The following is a 16,951-nucleotide window of genomic DNA, read 5'->3' as shown; positions in this document are numbered from 1 at the left end:
TCAAACTTTTCTTTTGCCATGACGGAACCTATCAGTTTTGTGTATCTAGATTACATATGAAAATAATCCACCGAAGGTAGATTAAGTTAATTTTTTCAAATAGTATTTTCTGACAGATAAAGGAAGTAATCAAGAAGATTCTTAAGACTGGTGCTGATAGGCAGAGTCGAACTGCCGACCTCACCCTTACCAAGGGTGCGCTCTACCAACTGAGCTATATCAGCAACACAAGAACTGGAGCGGGCAGCGGGAATCGAACCCGCATCATCAGCTTGGAAGGCTGAGGTAATAGCCATTATACGATGCCCGCGTTAGGAATCTGTTCTTAATCTACCTCTAACCGTCAAGAATAAAGTGGTGGAGGGAGCTGGATTCGAACCAGCGAAGGCTGAGCCGTCAGATTTACAGTCTGATCCCTTTGGCCGCTCGGGAACCCCTCCACGATAATTCTCTACTAATTCACTTTCGGTAAAAGGAAAGTGGTGCCGACTAACCGAGTCGAACGGTTGACCTACTGATTACAAGTCAGTTGCTCTACCAGCTGAGCTAAGTCGGCACTGCTTTAGTACGGGGCGAGATATTAGAGTAAGGTTTATTGGGATGCAACAATAAAATTAAAAAAAATGCGATTTTATTGGTTAAATGTTCAATATTCATGCAAAAGTCGCTGATTTTTCTATTTTTAGCTTGTTTTGCTTAAATCTCGCCAAAAATTTAAACCTTTCATTACTAATAAAGAATCAAAAATACTACCTTCAAATTGTTGCTGTAACAGTGCGCCATAACCACCAGCAAAAACAATTTGTACTGTTTTTGTGCTATTTTGCACGCCTAAGTGTAATTTAGCTTGTTCCACCGCCCCGATGGTCGCAACCAACGCACCATTTTTTAAACCGTTAGGTGTATTTTTCCCTAATTGATTCTCAAAGGGGGTTTTTTCGTCGTCAAATACTCGTTGGGTGTTTTGTGTCAGCGATGACGTCATTAAATCGAGCCCAGGTAAAATCCATCCACCTAAATGGTGGCCTTCACTGGTTAACACATCAATCGTTGTGGCGGTACCAGCATCAACCACTATACATGCTTGGTTAGGGTGCAATGTAAAACCAGCAATAAGTGCAAGCCATCTGTCTATGCCTAGGTTATTTACTTGCTCGTATGCGCAGCTTAATCCTTGAAGTGTTTTAGTCACCGTTGCTTCATAACATGCTATATCATGCTTAGCAGCTTGGGCTAATAATTTATTAAGTAAGTCACTTCGCCCTACACAAGCGTATACAACTTCTGTTATTTGCAGCCAGGGTAAATTATTTAAATCTGCTGGTTGTGCCTGCTGATTGTGCCAAAGAACTGCTTTTAAAGATGTGTTACCTACATCAATGAGTAATCTCATAGCTGTGCCTTTCTCAGTGATATTTCACCGCCATAATAGCTTTTTACCTCGCCGTCTTGGCGAATACGAATCCCACCTTGAGGGTCAATTCCTTCGCATATTCCCCACCAACTTCTATGGCCTGTATTTAACTCTACGCACTCACCCGCAAATGCATTAAGCGAATTCCATTGCTCGTGCATTGTGTGTAACCCACTTTTACGATACTGATCTAACCGGTGCTCTAAGTGGTAGGTGAGTGATGCCACCAGCTCGTTTTTATCTAGCTGCTGGGTATGCTGGCTTAGATCTGTCCATGCTTGATCTATGTGTTGACTAAAGCTCTGTGGCATTTGCAAATTAATACCAATTCCTAACACTAACTGACACGGCCCTTGCGGCTGCCCATCTAGCTCAACAAGTACACCAGCAAGTTTTTGTTTATTTAGGTAAATATCATTTGGCCACTTAAGCTCTAACTCTATGTCGTAAAGCGCTTTAATTGTATCGTATACCGCTAATCCGACCGCAATCGACACCCCCATAGCTGCTTGAAGGCCATCATCTAAACGCCAAAAGTAGCTGTAATAAAGGTTTGCACCAAACGGTGACTGCCAAACACGGCCTCGTCGTCCTCGGCCAGCCTGCTGCATTTCAGCCACAATCACGGTACCCGACTCAAGCGCTGTTTTAGCTTGTATCCGCCTCATAAGTTCGGAATTGGTTGAGTCAATTAAAGGATGTACTTCTACGTTCACTGACTGTGACTTTAACTGGCTAGTTAATTGATTAAAATACTGCTGTATTTTGGTTTGATTTAAAAGCCCAGCGTGGTTATTTAAGCTATAGCCTTTACCTGTTACTTTAAAAATATCTAAGCCCATAACTTGTAAGCTATTTATGTGTTTGCTCACTGCCGCGCGACTAATACCGAGTTGCTCACCTAGCGCTTGACCAGATACAAAACCGGGTTGATTTAACGCTTTCAATATAGCGAGTTTATTGCCATCGGGTGCTTTCACTGTGTAACGTCTCCTTGTATGTAGCATTCATCGGTTGTGTTTATTAACCGTACTTCATGCTCAAGCAGTATGTTGTAACGCGAATACACAACATGCTGAATATGCGTGATCATAGCAATCAAGTCTTCGCCTTCGCTGTTACCATGATTAACCAATACCAGTGCTTGTTGTCTATGAACCTCAATACCCGCTACGCGATAACCTTTAAGATTTGCGTTATCGATTAGCCAACCCGCAGCTACCTTATGCTCACTTTGCCCATAGGCGTAATAAGGCGCATCAGGAAACTGCTTTAACAACGTTGTTAACTGTTGATTGGTAATTATCGGGTTTTTAAAAAAACTGCCCGCATTTGGTAACGTGTATGGATCTGGCAGTTTACTATTACGAGTTTGAATAACGTGTTCAAATACGGCGCGTGGTGTCACGTTTGTTAGCTGTTTTAATGGCCCATAACTCAGTACAGGTTGCCATTGCTTTGGCAATGCTAGTAATACCCGTGTGATAACGGCTTTATTTTTTAGTCCATGTTTAAATACAGAGTCGCGGTAGCCAAACTCACATTGCGCGTTAGTCAAACAAACAAGTTTCTTGCTGTGTATGTCAAAGTACTCAACCGACTCTACAAACTTAGAAAGCTCAACACCGTAGGCTCCAATATTTTGTACAGGTGACGCCCCAACTGTACCAGGTATAAGTGCTAAGTTTTCAAGCCCTGGTAAGTTTTTATCAAGCAAATAACTTACTAACGCGTGCCAATTTTCACCAGCGGCAACGCTTATTAAAGTATCGGTTTCACGGGGTGTAATAGTAATCCCTTTGGTGGCCATTTTAATAACTGTACCGTGGTAGTCGTTTAAAAAAATGGTATTACTCCCCTCCCCCAACAAACAAAATGGTGACGAAAAGCTTTGAGTATAAAGTTGCTCAAGGTGAGTAATTTTAACTAAATTTTGGCATTGATTATGTAATGCAAAGGTGTGTAAAGGGTGTAATGCGTACGCCACAAAGCTCTCAAGATAAACCGTTAACTAATCGTAATAGTTTACCTCATCGTCGCAAAATGCGCATCAGATTGTAAAAATTGCTCAACCCACCCAGCCAATCGTGATATAAAACCTGCACTTTTTATTTGTGTTCAGGGTAATTATGAAAATTAAACCTCTCTTTTTAAGCCTCGCTATGGCAGGTATGTGTTCGCAAGCAATGGCGAATGCGGTTGATCAAAACTCATACGCCAATCTTGACGATGTTGTTACAACTCACCTTAGCCTTGATTTAGATGTCGATTTTGACGACAAGCAATTAGAAGGCTTTGTTGAGCATACGCTTAAATGGAATAACAGCAAAAGCAAAAAACTAGTGCTTGATACCCGCGACTTAGACATTGATAAAGTAATGTATCAAACACAAACAGGCAGCTGGCACAAAGCTAAATTCACTTTAGCGAATCGTGATGATGTTAAAGGCTCAAAGCTTACTATTGAATTTAAAAGCCAAGCTAAAATAGTGCGTATTTATTATAACAGTCGCCCAGAAGCATCTGGTCTACAATGGTTAACACCTACGCAAACTGCCAGTAAAACGCACCCGTTTATGTATAGCCAATCGCAAGCGATTCATGCCCGTAGTTGGTTACCCGTACAAGACACTCCAGCAATGCGTGTAACCTACTCTGCACGAATTACCACACCTAAAGATATTCGTGCGGTTATGAGCGCAGACAACAAAGACGCGCTTTATAAAGATGGCGACTACCATTTTGAAATGCCGCAAGCTATTTCGCCATACCTAATTGCCATTGGTGCAGGTAACCTAGAATTTAAAGCAATGTCTCATCAGACGGGTATATTTGCAGAGCCTGAAATTTTAGAAGCCTCTGTTGCCGAATTTAACGACACGCAAGCCATGATCGATAAAACCAATGCCATGTATGGCGACTATGCTTGGGGCCGTTACGACTTACTCATGCTTCCGCCAAGCTTTCCGTTTGGTGGCATGGAAAATCCACGTTTATCGTTTATTACCCCTACCGTTGTTGCAGGCGATAAAAGCTTAGTTAACCTTATTGCGCATGAGCTTGCTCACTCTTGGTCTGGTAACTTAGTGACTAATGCGACGTGGGAAGATTTATGGTTAAACGAAGGTTTTACCTCATACGTTGAAAACCGTATTATGGAAGAAGTGTTTGGCCGCGACCGTGCCGTTATGGAGCAAGCACTCGATGCAGCAGGTCTTCGCGCACAGCTTAAAACCATTGACGCGCCAGACACACGCCTTAACTTAAAGCTTAATGGTCGTGATCCAGACGATGCGTTTAGCTCGGTACCATACACTAAAGGTCAATTATTCTTAATTTACTTGGAAAACAAGTTTGGTCGTGACAAGTTTGACCCTTTCGTAAAAACTTATTTTGACGAGTTTGCTTTTAAATCGTTAACGACTGCACAATTTGTTACCTATATTGAAGCTAATTTAATTAACAGGTACCCAGGTATTGTTAGCATGGATAAAGTGAACGAGTGGATTTTTGAGCCAGGTTTACCAACAGATGCCCCTAACCCTACCTCTGATGCGTTCGATAAGGTTGATACTGCAACCACAGCCTGGTTACAAGGCGCAAAAACTGCTGCTCAGTTACCTACAGCAAACTGGACAGTACACGAGTGGTTGCACTTTTTAAATAACTTACCACGCGATTTAAGCATTGAAAAAATGACTGAGTTAGATGACGAGTTTAACTTAACGCAGTCAACCAACTCAGAACGTGCATTTGCATGGTATATGCTAGCAGTAGGCAACGGTTATCAGCCAATTTACCCTGCACTTGATGCGCATTTATCAGGTATTGGTCGTCGTAAGCTAATTGTGCCGCTGTACAAATCACTTATCACTAACGGTAAGAAAGACTGGGCGCAGAGTGTTTACTTAAAAGCACGTCCCGGATACCACCCACTAGCACAAGGCACTATTGACGCATTATTTGAATAATAAATAATGTAAAGTAACAACTAAAAGGGCCTAATTTGGCCCTTTTTTAATGCTTATTTTAAATAGCTTAGTTTGTTACTTTTTCTAAAAAAGCTTTGCGCTCAGCAACTGTTGCTTGCTGCCACCAAAAGTCGAGCATTTGCGCCGCACTTGGCATGCCTTTGCCTGTAATAGGCGCAATAGGTTTAATTGGCCTACTTGGCTTTTCTGGACCCGCTGGTGCTTCTCGCATAGTTCTAACAGTCGCTTCGCTAGCAAGTTGATTATTAGAGACAACACTCAAAGGCGCAGCTAACGCACTGCCTTTTGCTTTTAAACTTACCATGGGCGATTGAGCAAATACTTTAGCCGCTACTGCATTTTCAGCACGATTAAATACCAAGGTATAATCTGTACCCGCCTCAATTGTAATATCAACCCAAAAAGGCTCTGACTCAACCACCTCATGCATATCGTAATCTTCATCGTATAAGTCGGTATACTTGAGCTTTAGCCGATACGACCCCGGCGCTAGCTCTAAATCTTCTACACGGCTAAACAAAGAGCTTTCTATTATTCGCTCACCGACTTGCAACGGCACAAACTCTTCAGGAAAGTGAATATTTTCTGCCATACTCGATACACTAAATAGCAATGCAGCTACACTGCTCATTAACACTGATTTACGCATATTAACTCCTTTGGTTGATTTGAGTTTGACACTGCTTTGAAAATTTGTCATTAGTGAATCTAAATTTCATACCACTTGATAAGGAACACACAATGAGCCAAGAGACTATCTTTACAAAAATAATCAACCGCGAGATCCCAGCAAACATAATTTACGAGGACGAAAATACTCTCGCGTTTGAAGATATAAACCCTCAAGCTCCTTTTCATGTGTTAATTATCCCAAAAATTGCAATTCCTACCATAAATCATATAAATGATGATAACGCACATTTAGTAGGTAACTTGTATGTGGTGGCCGCTAAGCTTGCAAAAGAACATAACTTTAGTGATGACGGCTACCGTGTTGTTATGAACTGCAACGATCATGGCGGACAAACCGTCTATCATATCCATCTTCACATGCTTGCCGGTAAGCAAATGGGGTGGCCTCCTTATCAAGATAATAAAAAAGAAATCGCTTAATTAAGCTCAGTTACTACATGCTATGTAAAAGCATGTGTTCCTATAAATTAAAAAACAATTACTTATTTGCAACATTTTATGTTTAAATAATCATAAAATTGTACTTGTTTTTAAGTACGATAGCGGTTTTCTAATACTAAAGGTGTGGGAATCGTGATAAACTTAATCAGTCAGCTTTATAAAAGAGTATAAAAACATGAGCAGTTCTGCCTTTTTGTTATTAGATAAAGATCCAATTAATACTATTGGTATTAACGTATTAGAGCCATTGCTAAAAACGCAAGGACTAGACGTAACAACAGGTACTAATATATTGGATACACCTGAAGGGACTCGCTTACTTTTTATTGAAACATCTAGCAATGACGCGTGGGGAAAATTAAAAGAACAACTAGTAAACCTTCGTGTTAAGTGCGATATCATATTATTTAACTTAGATGAAAACCCAGAGCTTGCTAATCGAGCACTACTCAGCGGTATTCGTGGTGTATTTTACACGACCGATAATGCAGATGTGCTAATGAAAGGTATTCGACTCTTATTAGAAGATCAGCTTTGGTATCGTCGCGACATCATGTGTAATGCATTAAATCGCATGTTGCAGTTTAATAAAGACGCACTTCACAAGCTTACAGAGGGCGATATTGAACCTGTCAAACTTACTAAGCGAGAAAAAGCGATTATTTCATTAATGAGTAACGGTTCTAAAAACAAAGAAATTGCTGAAGAACTTAGCATTAGCCCACACACTGTAAAAACTCATTTATACAGCGCATTTAGAAAGACCAAGTGTCGTAACCGTATTGAGCTTTTGTCGTGGGCACAGCAAAATATACCAGACGAAATTCGCTAAACGCTGACTTCGACTGAAATACAAAAACAGACACTTAGGTGTCTGTTTTTGTATTTAATATAAGCGCTTGTTAAGTTTATAATTTTTAATTAATCTAATCAAAATCACCTGCTGGAAAACCCATGCTTGACTCATACACTTTATATTTTGCCAGCATAGCCGTTATTGTCGTCATGACTTTTTTGAATATTTTAACTTGGCGAACCAATAAGCAAACCCCAGGGACACTGATATACATTTTTTATCCAGTATTGATGCTATGTGCTGTCGTTGCATTTTCGCTTGTAAGTAGCTCACATAACTTACTTGTTATAAATGCAGCGTGTAGCTTAATGTTTGCAGCCTCTATTGTGCACTGTTTTGCTATTAGTCAATTTTTAGATTATCGCGGACCTGGATTTAAGCTTCTTTGTTCAGTGACCGCATTTAGTGCAATGGTATTTGGTTATTATAGTTTTTTTGATCCTTCTTTAGCTGGTCGTGTTATCGCATCCGACCTACAACATATTTCAGAAGCCTTTTTTTTACTGTTTATATTTATAAAGTACGCTCGTAAACCTTACCCCAACGGCAGTATTGTATACATTACAATTTTAACACTCGTGGTGTTAGCCTTTATTGCGCGTTCAATTTTTATGAATGAAATTGAGCAAAAAGATCTCGTCTCAAGCAGTTGGTTTAGCACTGTATTATTCTTAAATGGCATCATTGCACCTATGTTCTATGCCGCTGGTATGGCACTGTTATGTAATGAACGCCGAGAGCATCACCTCAATACGCTCGCCGATAAAGCGCAGAAAGATTTAGAAATACGAGGGCTATTTTTATCGACTATTAGTCACGAAATACGTACACCACTCAATGGTATTTTAGGTAGTGCACAATTGGTCATGAACCAAACAAGCGATACGCATAGCAAAGCCTATTGCGAAGCAATTATTAATTCTGCCGAATCACTAAACCTACTGGTCGATAAAGTACTTGAATATGCGAGTCTAGACCAAAGTGACGAAGCCCTTTATGAAGAAGATATTGAATTTAAAACATGGCTAAATAACTTATGTTTATTGCTCAGCCCATTAGCAGAACAAAAACAGCTTAAATTTGAGCTTATATGTAATATTCCTGAACAAGCATGCTACTACTGTGACCAGCAAAAGCTTCGACAAATAATTATTAACTTAGTTGGTAATGCTATTAAATTTACTGACCGTGGCGTAGTAAAAATTCAAGTTGATTTAGTTTTAGAAAAACAACTAGAACACACTATAAAAGTGAGTGTTAAAGATTCAGGCCCAGGTATCGAAAATGAAGAAATTGCCTACTTAACAGAGCCTTATGTACAAAGTAGTGCAGGCAAGGAAAAGGGCGGCACCGGTCTTGGACTTGCAATTACCAGTCGCTTATTAGAAAAACTCGGTAGCCGCCTTGAAATTTCTAGTCAACTGGGCACTGGTAGTGTGTTTAGCTTTACGATTACTTTTGCGCTGGGTGAGTTAAGCCTTGTAGAGCAACGCCATCAAACAAAAGATTATTTAACAGGGCTAGATGTTCTTTTGGTGGAAGATTTAGACTTAAACCAAAAAATTGCTATTGAGTTTATGGCCGACGACGAACACAAAATTAAGCTCGCTAAAGACGGTAAAAGTGCCATTGAGTTAATGCAAGCTCATCATTTTGACGTCGTCTTACTTGATATGAATCTACCCGATTTAACAGGTCAAGAAGTTCTTAAACGCCTTAAACGCCTTGATCACAAAAACCAGCGTACACCTGTACTCGCCTTTACTGCGAGTTTAAGCCCTGATGAAGTTAAAGAGTATTTAGCGTTGGGTATAAAGGACATTGTTGGTAAGCCAATTAAACACCAAAAACTGCGCCAGGCATTAAGCGATTCTCAATCAAATCAAACCACTAATATTGCAGTAGAACTTATAGATACTCTGTACGATAAGACAGCTATTGAAACACTCGCCAGCTCGTTTAGTGAGGATGAGGTATCGTCTATTTATAATGAGTTTGTACTCTCTGCTCGTAATAAGCTGATACGCTGCCAAGACTTAATAGACCAGCATCCTGAACAGTGCATTAAACTTTTACACCGCCAAGCAAGTACTGCATTGCAATTAGGGTTTAATCGTTACGGCATGGAACTTAAAAAAATTGAGCGCCGCCTACTCGACAATAAGCCTCATAATGGCATGCTTGATGAGGCACTTGACCTGTGGCAACGCAGCCTTGAGAAATACTTAAAGTTTGTGCGTAGTGAATTAGGCTAAGGCGGTTTACTTTTAAAAGTAAAGCAGCTTAATACCTTCCGTATATATCATTAAATCGCTCAATGTCATTTTCATCAAGTATGGCACCCGTTTGTACCTCAATAACAATTAACGGCACTTGCTGGTTATTCGCTAAGCTATGTAGTTGTTTAGCGGCAATATAACAAGATTGATCTTGGGTGAGCATTAATACTTGGTCGTCAATACGCACATCTGCCACCCCAGATACAATAACCCAATGCTCTGCACGGTGCTGATGGCGCTGCGTTGAGAGCTTAGCGCCAGTATTTACAGTTATTTTTTTTACTTTAAAACCAGCGCCCTCAACTAATGTGCGATAGCTACCCCATGGACGATACACAACCTGATGGTGGTTGAGTTTATCGCTTTGGCTCAGTGCTAATTGTTTAAGTAATAAAGGTAAGCCATCGAGCTTATTTTTATCGGCAACCAGTGTGGCGTCGTGGGTGTGAATAATGGCTAAATCACTTACACCAAGCGTAGCGATACTATGGTCGTGTTCGCTAATAACAAAATTATTGGTACTGTTTTGTGCCGTATGGTTTTCGCTTTTGTTGTTGCCATAACTATCTTTTTTGCTCAGGCTAGCAAGCGCACTAAAGCTGCCCACATCATTCCATTTAAGTGCTACAGGCATAACAGCAACATTGTTACTACGCTCTAAAATAGCATAATCAATTGAGTCACTTGGGCAAAACTCAAGCGGTTCACTATCGGGCCTAGTAAAACCTAAGTCATGTGAAAAATGAGAAGCCACCTTCACGCTGTGCGCTATTTTTGGCGCAAAACGTTCAAGCTCATTTAAATAAGCACGTGGCGTAAATAAAAACATGCCGCTATTCCAACTATAACCGCCTTCAACTAAGTATTTTTGCGCCGTAGCTAGGTTTGGCTTTTCTTTAAACTCGGCCACTTCAAAACAGTTTGAGCCTGAAATTTTACTGCCTTGCTTTATATACCCAAACCCAGTGTGGGCCATTGAAGGTGTAATTGAAAAAGTAACCAACTTTCCTTGCTCTGCCAGTGTTACAGCATCGTTTATTTGTGATGTTAGCGGAGAAAAATCCTTTATATGATGATCAGCAGGCATCACCAACATAGGACCTTTAAGCCCACTTTGAATTGCGTAATGGGCAGCAAGTGCAATAGCAGGAGCCGTATTTTTACCTGTAGGCTCTAGTATCAACCCAAACACTTTAGCTGCACTACTTTGCTCTTTAGCAATAAATCGGTGCTGTTCATTACACACTAAAATTGGCTGTGAAAACTCAGCCCCAGAGACGCGATTTAATGTATTTTGCAATAATGAGTTTTCATTATTCAATAGTGGCAAAAATTGCTTAGGCATTGCTTGGCGCGACAAAGGCCACAACCTAGAGCCAATACCACCAGCTAAAATAACAGGAGTGATTAAAGTGTTCATATTGCTAATTAGCCGCCAATCAATGTAATAGCGTCTATTTTAACACTTAATATGTTTAGTGCTATGTGAAGATGATTTAAGTCAGAGTAAACGTATCAGCATCTAAATAAGCAGGGAAAGCCGCTTTAAAGGTCTCTAAATGTTTTTTTTCAAGTGTCACTGTTACTAACTGCTCTGTGTTATCGGCCGCCTTAGCTAATGCCTCTCCCTTAAAATTATAAACTGCAGTGCCACCATTGTGAGCAACACCATTGCCATCGTCGCCTATACGGTTAACCCCTACCACATAACATAAATTCTCTATTGCACGAGCTGCCAATAATGTATCCCAAACGGGGCGTCGCACCGCTGGCCAATTTGCTACATTTACCATTATGTCGTAGTCATTTTTATTGCGCTGAAACACCGGAAAACGCAGGTCGTAGCACACCTGCGGTAATAGTTTAAAGCCATTAATTTCAAACACTTTTCGCTCACTTCCTGCTAGTACATAGTCTCCCTCATTTCCTAAGCGAAATAGATGGCGTTTATCGTAATAGCTCACTTCACCACATGCTTTTACCCAATAAAAGCGGTTGGCTTTTTTATTACCTTGCGCCACCAGCACCGATCCAGCAATCACTGCATTATGTTTTTTTGCTTGTTGTTTTAACCACGTAAGCACCAAGCCATTTTCTGGCTCCGCGCAGTCAAGGTTTATAGCAAAGCCAGTGGCAAATGTTTCAGGTAATAAAATAAGGTCAGGCTTTTCTGTTAGCGCCTCTAGCTGCTTATCAAGCATCGCTAAATTAGCGCTTTTATCAAGCCAGTGAAGAGAGCTTTGCACCAATGTAAGCGTTAAAGTTGACATAAAATATGGGCTGCCTCTTTTAGGGTTTCATTATTTTTTGCAAAACATAAGCGGATAACTTTATCACCCGGTGGCGTTTGATAAAAAACACTTAAAGGTATTGCCGCAACACCTGCTTGCTCAACTAGCCAATGGCAAAATTCAACATCGTTTAAATCAGATACATCACTATAATCTAGCAATAAAAAGTAGGTTCCTTGGCTTGGTAAAACTGTAAATCGACTGCCGAGTAAATGACGTATAAGTAAATCGCGCTTTTGTTGATAAAAATCACTGAGCGAATCTACATGCTCGCTTTGTTGTTCTAACATGTCGGCCAATGCATGCTGAGCAGGTGTGAAGCTAGAAAAGGTCACATATTGATGAATTTTTCTAAACTCGCTCGCTAAATGTTCAGGGGCAATGCAATAACCCATTTTCCAACCTGTACAATGAAATGTTTTACCAAAGCTCGAAATAACAAAACTTTGAGCTAACAGTTCTTTATCTCGTAATACACTTAAATGTGGTTGCTCATCAAGTGTAATATGCTCATATACCTCATCGCTTACAATATATAGCTTGTAAGTACCAACCAACCTTTTAAGCTCTGTAATGTCTTGCTGAGTTATCACTTTAGCGGTTGGATTATGAGGCGTATTTATAACAATAGCGCGGGTGTGCTTTGTAATTTTTTGCTCTACCGTACGCCAGTTAATCGTATAGTCGGGGGCCTTTAATGCCATATGTACGGACCTCCCGCCTGCAAGCTCAATCGCGGGTTTATAAGCGTCATAAGCTGGGTCAAATACGATGACTTCGTCGTTTGGGCGAACTATTGTTTGAATGGCAACAAAAAGAGCTTCGGTTGCCCCCGATGTGATGGTTATTTGCTTTGCAGCATTAAGCTCTGTAGCGTATTTTTTTTGTATTAAACTTGCAATTTGCTGCTGTAATTTAGGTACACCACTTGAAGGAGAATATTGATTAACACCATGTTGAACATAATGAGTAATCTGACTTTTTAAAAAGTTTGGTGTGTCGAACTCAGGAAACCCCTGCGAAAGGTTAATTGCAGAGAACTGATTCGCCAGCTCACTCATTTGGCTAAATATACTCACACCAACGTCAGGTAATTTACTATTGAACACACGCTTTCCTTACTTCATTTTTGGAACCACTCAAAATAAACACGCACCTATTACATCTGTTTATTTTAACCTACTTATAATTTTCGTAAATTTTATCTAATGGCTCCGAAAGGCCACTTTCTTGAACTATACGCACATGTTCGCGTTTAAGCTCTCGTGCACTTGTTACACCGCATGAGTGAGCAATAAGCCCCGCGCCATAGTGAATATACTTATTGTAGTTAGCCACTCGCTGCGCTTTATCCGCAACGTTTAAACCGCGCTGCAAGCGTTCGTTATGAGTAGTAATACCGGTTGGGCAAGAATCTTTGTTACATTGCATTGCTTGAATACACCCTAATGCAAACATATGTCCGCGAGCCGACACAACAAAATCGGCCCCAAGCGCTAACGCCCAAGCAACCTTAGAAGGCACAATAAGCTTACCCGAAACAATGATTTTAACGCGATCACGCAGTCCGTGTTTTTCAAGCATATTGACTACTAGCGGTAAACTTTCACGAAGTGGTAATCCCACAGAATCCATTAAGGGCTGAGGAGCAGCGCCGGTTCCACCGTCAGCACTATCAATGGTAATAAAATCAGGAGCCGACTCAATACCACGGTGATTTATTTCAGCAAATAAGGTTTCTAACCAGCCATACGCACCAATAACAGCCTTAAAGCCGGTTGGTTTACCTGTGGTATTTCGTACCGTCGCAATCATATCGAGAATATCACTGGGGTTTTTAATTTCAGGGTGCCCATTGGGACTAATAGAATCTTCGCCCTCAGGAATACCGCGTATTTTTGCTATTTCAGCATTCACTTTGCGCCCAGGAAGCATGCCTCCCTTACCGGGTTTAGCACCTTGACTCATTTTAAGCTCAAACATTTTAACCTGCTCGTGTGCTGCAATCTGTTTGAGTTTTTCGATACTGAGCTGGCCATTTTCATCGCGTACCCCGTATTTAGCAGTACCAATTTGAAAAACTAAATCGGCCCCCCCTTCAAGATGATAAGGGCTCAAGCCCCCCTCACCCGTGTTCATCCAACAGCCAGCGAGCTTTGCCCCTTTAGAAAGAGCACGCACAGCGGGCTTAGATAGCGCACCAAAGCTCATTCCCGATACGTTAAATAAAGAATTGGTTGAATAAGGTGTTTGGCAATAGGGACCAAGCGTTACTTCACTTGGCGCAAGCGCTTCTTCATCAAGCGTAGGGAAGGCGCAGTTCATAAACATTACTGTACCTGTGACCTCTAAGCTTTGTGTAGATCCAAATGCCGCGGTACGGTCTACATTTTTTGCAGCGCGATAAACCCAACTACGTTCGGCACGATTAAAAGGCATTTCTTCCCTGTCGAGGGCAAAAAAGTATTGTCTAAAAAACTCGCCTTGACGTTCAAAAAAATACCTAAAGCGTCCAATTACAGGGTAATTTCGTCTAATTGCATGCTTTGTTTGTGTAACATCGCGGATATAAAAAACAGCCACAATTAAAACTAATAAGCCTAAAAAAACAATAAATAGACTCGCAAATACGTCAATACTAAACATTATAAAGTTGTTCATTGGTGATCCGCTGCTGTAAAAATAAAAAAGTGCTATATCCAAAATGACATAACACTTTTATGCATTCAAGAATTAACCATCTGTAAGTTAACTCTTCTGTTTGGCTAACTCTTCATTAATATATAAACGTACTTGCGCCTCTAAAACTGATAAAGGGACAGAGCCATGGCGTAATACCTGATGGTGGAACTCCCTAATATCGAAGCTTTGCCCAAGTGCTTGCTCAGCCTCTTTACGTAAACGTTTAATCGTAAGCTCGCCAATTTTGTATGACAGTGCTTGGCCAGGCCAAGTTATATAGCGATCGGTTTCGGTTTTCACATTGTGTAACGACAACGCTGTATTTTCGCTCATAAACTGCATAGCGCGCTCTCTGCTCCAACCATACATGTGCATACCGGTGTCTACCACTAAACGAGCAGCTCGCCACATTTCGTAAGTTAAACGACCAAATCGGCTATATGGACTTTGATAAAAGCCCGCTTCAATGCCTAAGTACTCAGAATAAAGCCCCCAACCTTCACCGAATGCCGATAAATACGCATCTCGACGATAACGTGGCAAGGTTTCTAATTCTGCATTTAATGATATTTGTAAATGATGACCCGGTACCGCTTCGTGCAAAGTGAGCGCTTCTAATACATACAGTGGGCGTTTATCAAGTGCGTACGTATTCACCCAATAATAGCCCGCCTCATCATCTCTATTTGACCCTGAGTAGCGACCCGTTGTGTATTTGGGCGCTATGCTCGCGGGTACCGGCGCAACACCATACGGTTTACGAGGCAAGGTATGAAACAGCTTAGGCAGTTGTGCGTCCATTTTTTTTGCTATATATGCTGCCTCTTTAAGTAGCTCCTCCGGTGTGGTTGCATAAAATTGCGGATCGGTTCGTAAAAAGTGAATGAACTCTGCAAATGTTCCCTCAAACTCAACTTCTTTTATAATGGCTTCCATTTCGCCGCGAATGCGTGCAACTTCTTTTAACCCCAGCTCGTGTATCTCTTTAGGGGTCATCTCGGTAGTGGTGTAATATTTAGCTCTATTTTTATAAAACGATTCGCCGTTTGGCGTATTTGAAATACCTATCGAAGTGCGCGCACCGGGGCGATACTCCTGTGTAAAAAAAGCTAAATAATTTTTATATGATTCAATTACTTTATCTTTTATTACAGACTGCGCCTGCTGCTGAAGTGATTTAAACTCACTCTCTGGCAAGCCTGCGTTATTTTTTAAAAAAGGTTTATAATATTCAGACGTTGTAACATCCTCAACTATATAGGCTGATATTGATTCTTCGTACCCTTCAAGCACGGCTTTAGGCTGCGTTAAACCTGTTTCAAGACCTTTTTTCATCCAATAAATATTTTGTTCAAAAAAGCGAGGGACCTGAGCCAAACGTGCTAAATAGGTTTGATAATTTTGCAGTGTTTTATATTGGCTGCTGTTTACAATATACGATAAGCCAGAATGAAAACCGTACTCAGAAGTTAGCGGCATGTAATGAGCATTAAATACATATTCGTCAACGCTGTTTTGTACTTGAGCGCGAATAATACTGAAGTTTATTTGGTTTTCATCACTCAGGGACGCTGCATCTAAGGCGTCTAGCTCAGCCAAGAACTGAGTTTTTTTATTGTATTGCTGCTCTAAAAACTCAGGCGATAGATTCGCTAACAAATAACCATTAACACCCTCAATGTTGCCGTAAGGGCTGGAACTTTGTCGGTAATCAACAATGCTATCTGCAACCGCTGTAAACTGACTATCGGCGTTATAGTTTGTGGTTTGACAGGCACTTAAAGTACATAAAAGCGTCATGCTGATAAGTGTATTGCGGATTGGCTTAAGTAATAAATTATTCGTCATAATAAAATTTAGTCAGATAATGAATTTCACAAAGCTATCGCAGACTCAGTAAATAGCAAGTAAATGAGACAAGTATCGTTGATCATAACGCCCTACCAGGCTTAAAGCTTATTCAATAAAAGGGCAAGCTATGATATAGCATATAGCTATTACACTGCGCTATCAGGCGCATTTGCAATAGCCTCACTTTATAACGTGCCTTTACCTTAATACTAAAACAACCACTGTAAGATGAAGTTTTAAATGAAAATCGACTCTAAAAGTACAGTTTTAAAAAGTATTTATTAAACGATCAATCCTATTAAATGAGTTAAAAACAAGCCTAATTGATGAGAAAAGCAGCTATTAAGCGACTAAAGTAAAATTTAAGTTCCCTTGGCCCTATTTTTGCTTTTTAATAGCAGTTATAACGAATACAGTAGTAAAAAATAATAAAAAAGCTTGGACGCACAATC

At 40.5% G+C, this 16,951-nt stretch carries 13 protein-coding genes and 4 tRNA genes; 4 read left to right on the top strand and 13 right to left on the bottom strand.

The window, feature by feature from the left end:
* Positions 1–148 precede the first annotated feature (148 nt).
* From CWB65_RS03560 to murB, 7 genes are all read right to left on the bottom strand, one after another.
* A tRNA-Thr gene (locus CWB65_RS03560) sits at positions 149–224 on the bottom strand.
* 11 nt (positions 225–235) lie between these two features.
* Positions 236–310 (bottom strand) — tRNA-Gly (locus CWB65_RS03555).
* Between the two features lie 45 nt (positions 311–355).
* Positions 356–440 (bottom strand) — tRNA-Tyr (locus CWB65_RS03550).
* 40 nt (positions 441–480) lie between these two features.
* Positions 481–556: transfer RNA gene (locus CWB65_RS03545), tRNA-Thr, on the bottom strand.
* Between the two features lie 126 nt (positions 557–682).
* Positions 683–1,393, bottom strand: coding sequence for a type III pantothenate kinase (locus CWB65_RS03540; protein ID WP_138739889.1), 711 nt, complete (start codon positions 1,391–1,393; stop codon positions 683–685).
* Positions 1,390–2,394, bottom strand: a complete 1,005-nt coding sequence (birA, locus tag CWB65_RS03535; RefSeq protein ID WP_008132261.1) for a bifunctional biotin--[acetyl-CoA-carboxylase] ligase/biotin operon repressor BirA — start codon at positions 2,392–2,394, stop codon at positions 1,390–1,392. The genes CWB65_RS03540 and birA overlap by 4 nt, the downstream gene beginning before the upstream one ends.
* Positions 2,391–3,401 (bottom strand): UDP-N-acetylmuramate dehydrogenase, encoded by a 1,011-nt coding sequence (gene murB / locus CWB65_RS03530; RefSeq protein WP_008132262.1) that lies wholly within the window; start codon positions 3,399–3,401, stop codon positions 2,391–2,393. Before murB ends, birA begins: the two co-directional genes overlap by 4 nt.
* A 142-nt stretch (positions 3,402–3,543) precedes the next feature.
* Here murB and CWB65_RS03525 point away from each other — a divergent pair, with 142 nt between their 5' ends.
* Positions 3,544–5,385: a M1 family metallopeptidase gene (locus CWB65_RS03525; protein WP_008132263.1), complete on the top strand. Its 1,842-nt coding sequence runs from the start codon at positions 3,544–3,546 to the stop codon at positions 5,383–5,385.
* A gap of 67 nt (positions 5,386–5,452) precedes the next feature.
* Here CWB65_RS03525 and CWB65_RS03520 read toward each other — a convergent pair whose 3' ends face one another.
* A complete protein-coding gene (locus CWB65_RS03520) occupies positions 5,453–6,055 on the bottom strand; it encodes a DUF2057 domain-containing protein (RefSeq protein ID WP_008132267.1) in 603 nt (200 codons plus the stop codon).
* Positions 6,056–6,147: 92 nt separating this feature from the next.
* Here CWB65_RS03520 and CWB65_RS03515 point away from each other — a divergent pair, with 92 nt between their 5' ends.
* The 3 genes from CWB65_RS03515 (at position 6,148) to CWB65_RS03505 (ending at position 9,651) form a co-directional block, all read left to right on the top strand.
* Positions 6,148–6,519, top strand: coding sequence for a histidine triad nucleotide-binding protein (locus CWB65_RS03515; protein WP_006793873.1), 372 nt, complete (start codon positions 6,148–6,150; stop codon positions 6,517–6,519).
* 196 nt (positions 6,520–6,715) lie between these two features.
* Positions 6,716–7,372, top strand: a complete 657-nt coding sequence (locus tag CWB65_RS03510) for a helix-turn-helix transcriptional regulator (RefSeq protein WP_008132268.1) — start codon at positions 6,716–6,718, stop codon at positions 7,370–7,372.
* A gap of 122 nt (positions 7,373–7,494) precedes the next feature.
* The gene (locus tag CWB65_RS03505; RefSeq protein ID WP_138739888.1) at positions 7,495–9,651 is read left to right on the top strand and encodes an ATP-binding protein; all 2,157 of its coding nucleotides are present in this window, start codon (positions 7,495–7,497) and stop codon (positions 9,649–9,651) included.
* A 28-nt stretch (positions 9,652–9,679) separates the two neighbouring features.
* Here the strand turns inward: CWB65_RS03505 and CWB65_RS03500 are convergent, their stop codons facing one another.
* The 5 genes from CWB65_RS03500 to CWB65_RS03480 all read right to left on the bottom strand — a co-directional run bounded on the left by CWB65_RS03500 (position 9,680) and on the right by CWB65_RS03480 (position 16,496).
* Positions 9,680–11,095 (bottom strand): mannose-1-phosphate guanylyltransferase/mannose-6-phosphate isomerase, encoded by a 1,416-nt coding sequence (locus tag CWB65_RS03500; RefSeq protein WP_138739887.1) that lies wholly within the window; start codon positions 11,093–11,095, stop codon positions 9,680–9,682.
* A 76-nt stretch (positions 11,096–11,171) separates the two neighbouring features.
* Complete coding sequence (locus tag CWB65_RS03495) at positions 11,172–11,945, bottom strand: amidohydrolase (RefSeq protein WP_138739886.1); 774 nt, start codon at positions 11,943–11,945, stop codon at positions 11,172–11,174.
* A complete protein-coding gene (locus CWB65_RS03490) occupies positions 11,933–13,075 on the bottom strand; it encodes a methionine aminotransferase (RefSeq protein ID WP_138739885.1) in 1,143 nt (380 codons plus the stop codon). The genes CWB65_RS03495 and CWB65_RS03490 overlap by 13 nt, the downstream gene beginning before the upstream one ends.
* A 70-nt stretch (positions 13,076–13,145) precedes the next feature.
* A complete protein-coding gene (locus tag CWB65_RS03485) occupies positions 13,146–14,627 on the bottom strand; it encodes an FMN-binding glutamate synthase family protein (protein WP_006793867.1) in 1,482 nt (493 codons plus the stop codon).
* A gap of 87 nt (positions 14,628–14,714) precedes the next feature.
* Positions 14,715–16,496, bottom strand: coding sequence for a DUF885 domain-containing protein (locus CWB65_RS03480; RefSeq protein WP_138739884.1), 1,782 nt, complete (start codon positions 16,494–16,496; stop codon positions 14,715–14,717).
* Positions 16,497–16,951 lie beyond the last annotated feature (455 nt).

The organism is Pseudoalteromonas sp. S554, assembly GCF_005930865.1.
In the GTDB taxonomy this organism is placed as follows: Bacteria; Pseudomonadota; Gammaproteobacteria; order Enterobacterales; family Alteromonadaceae; genus Pseudoalteromonas; species Pseudoalteromonas marina.
This window is presented reverse-complemented; position numbering and strand designations above follow the sequence as displayed.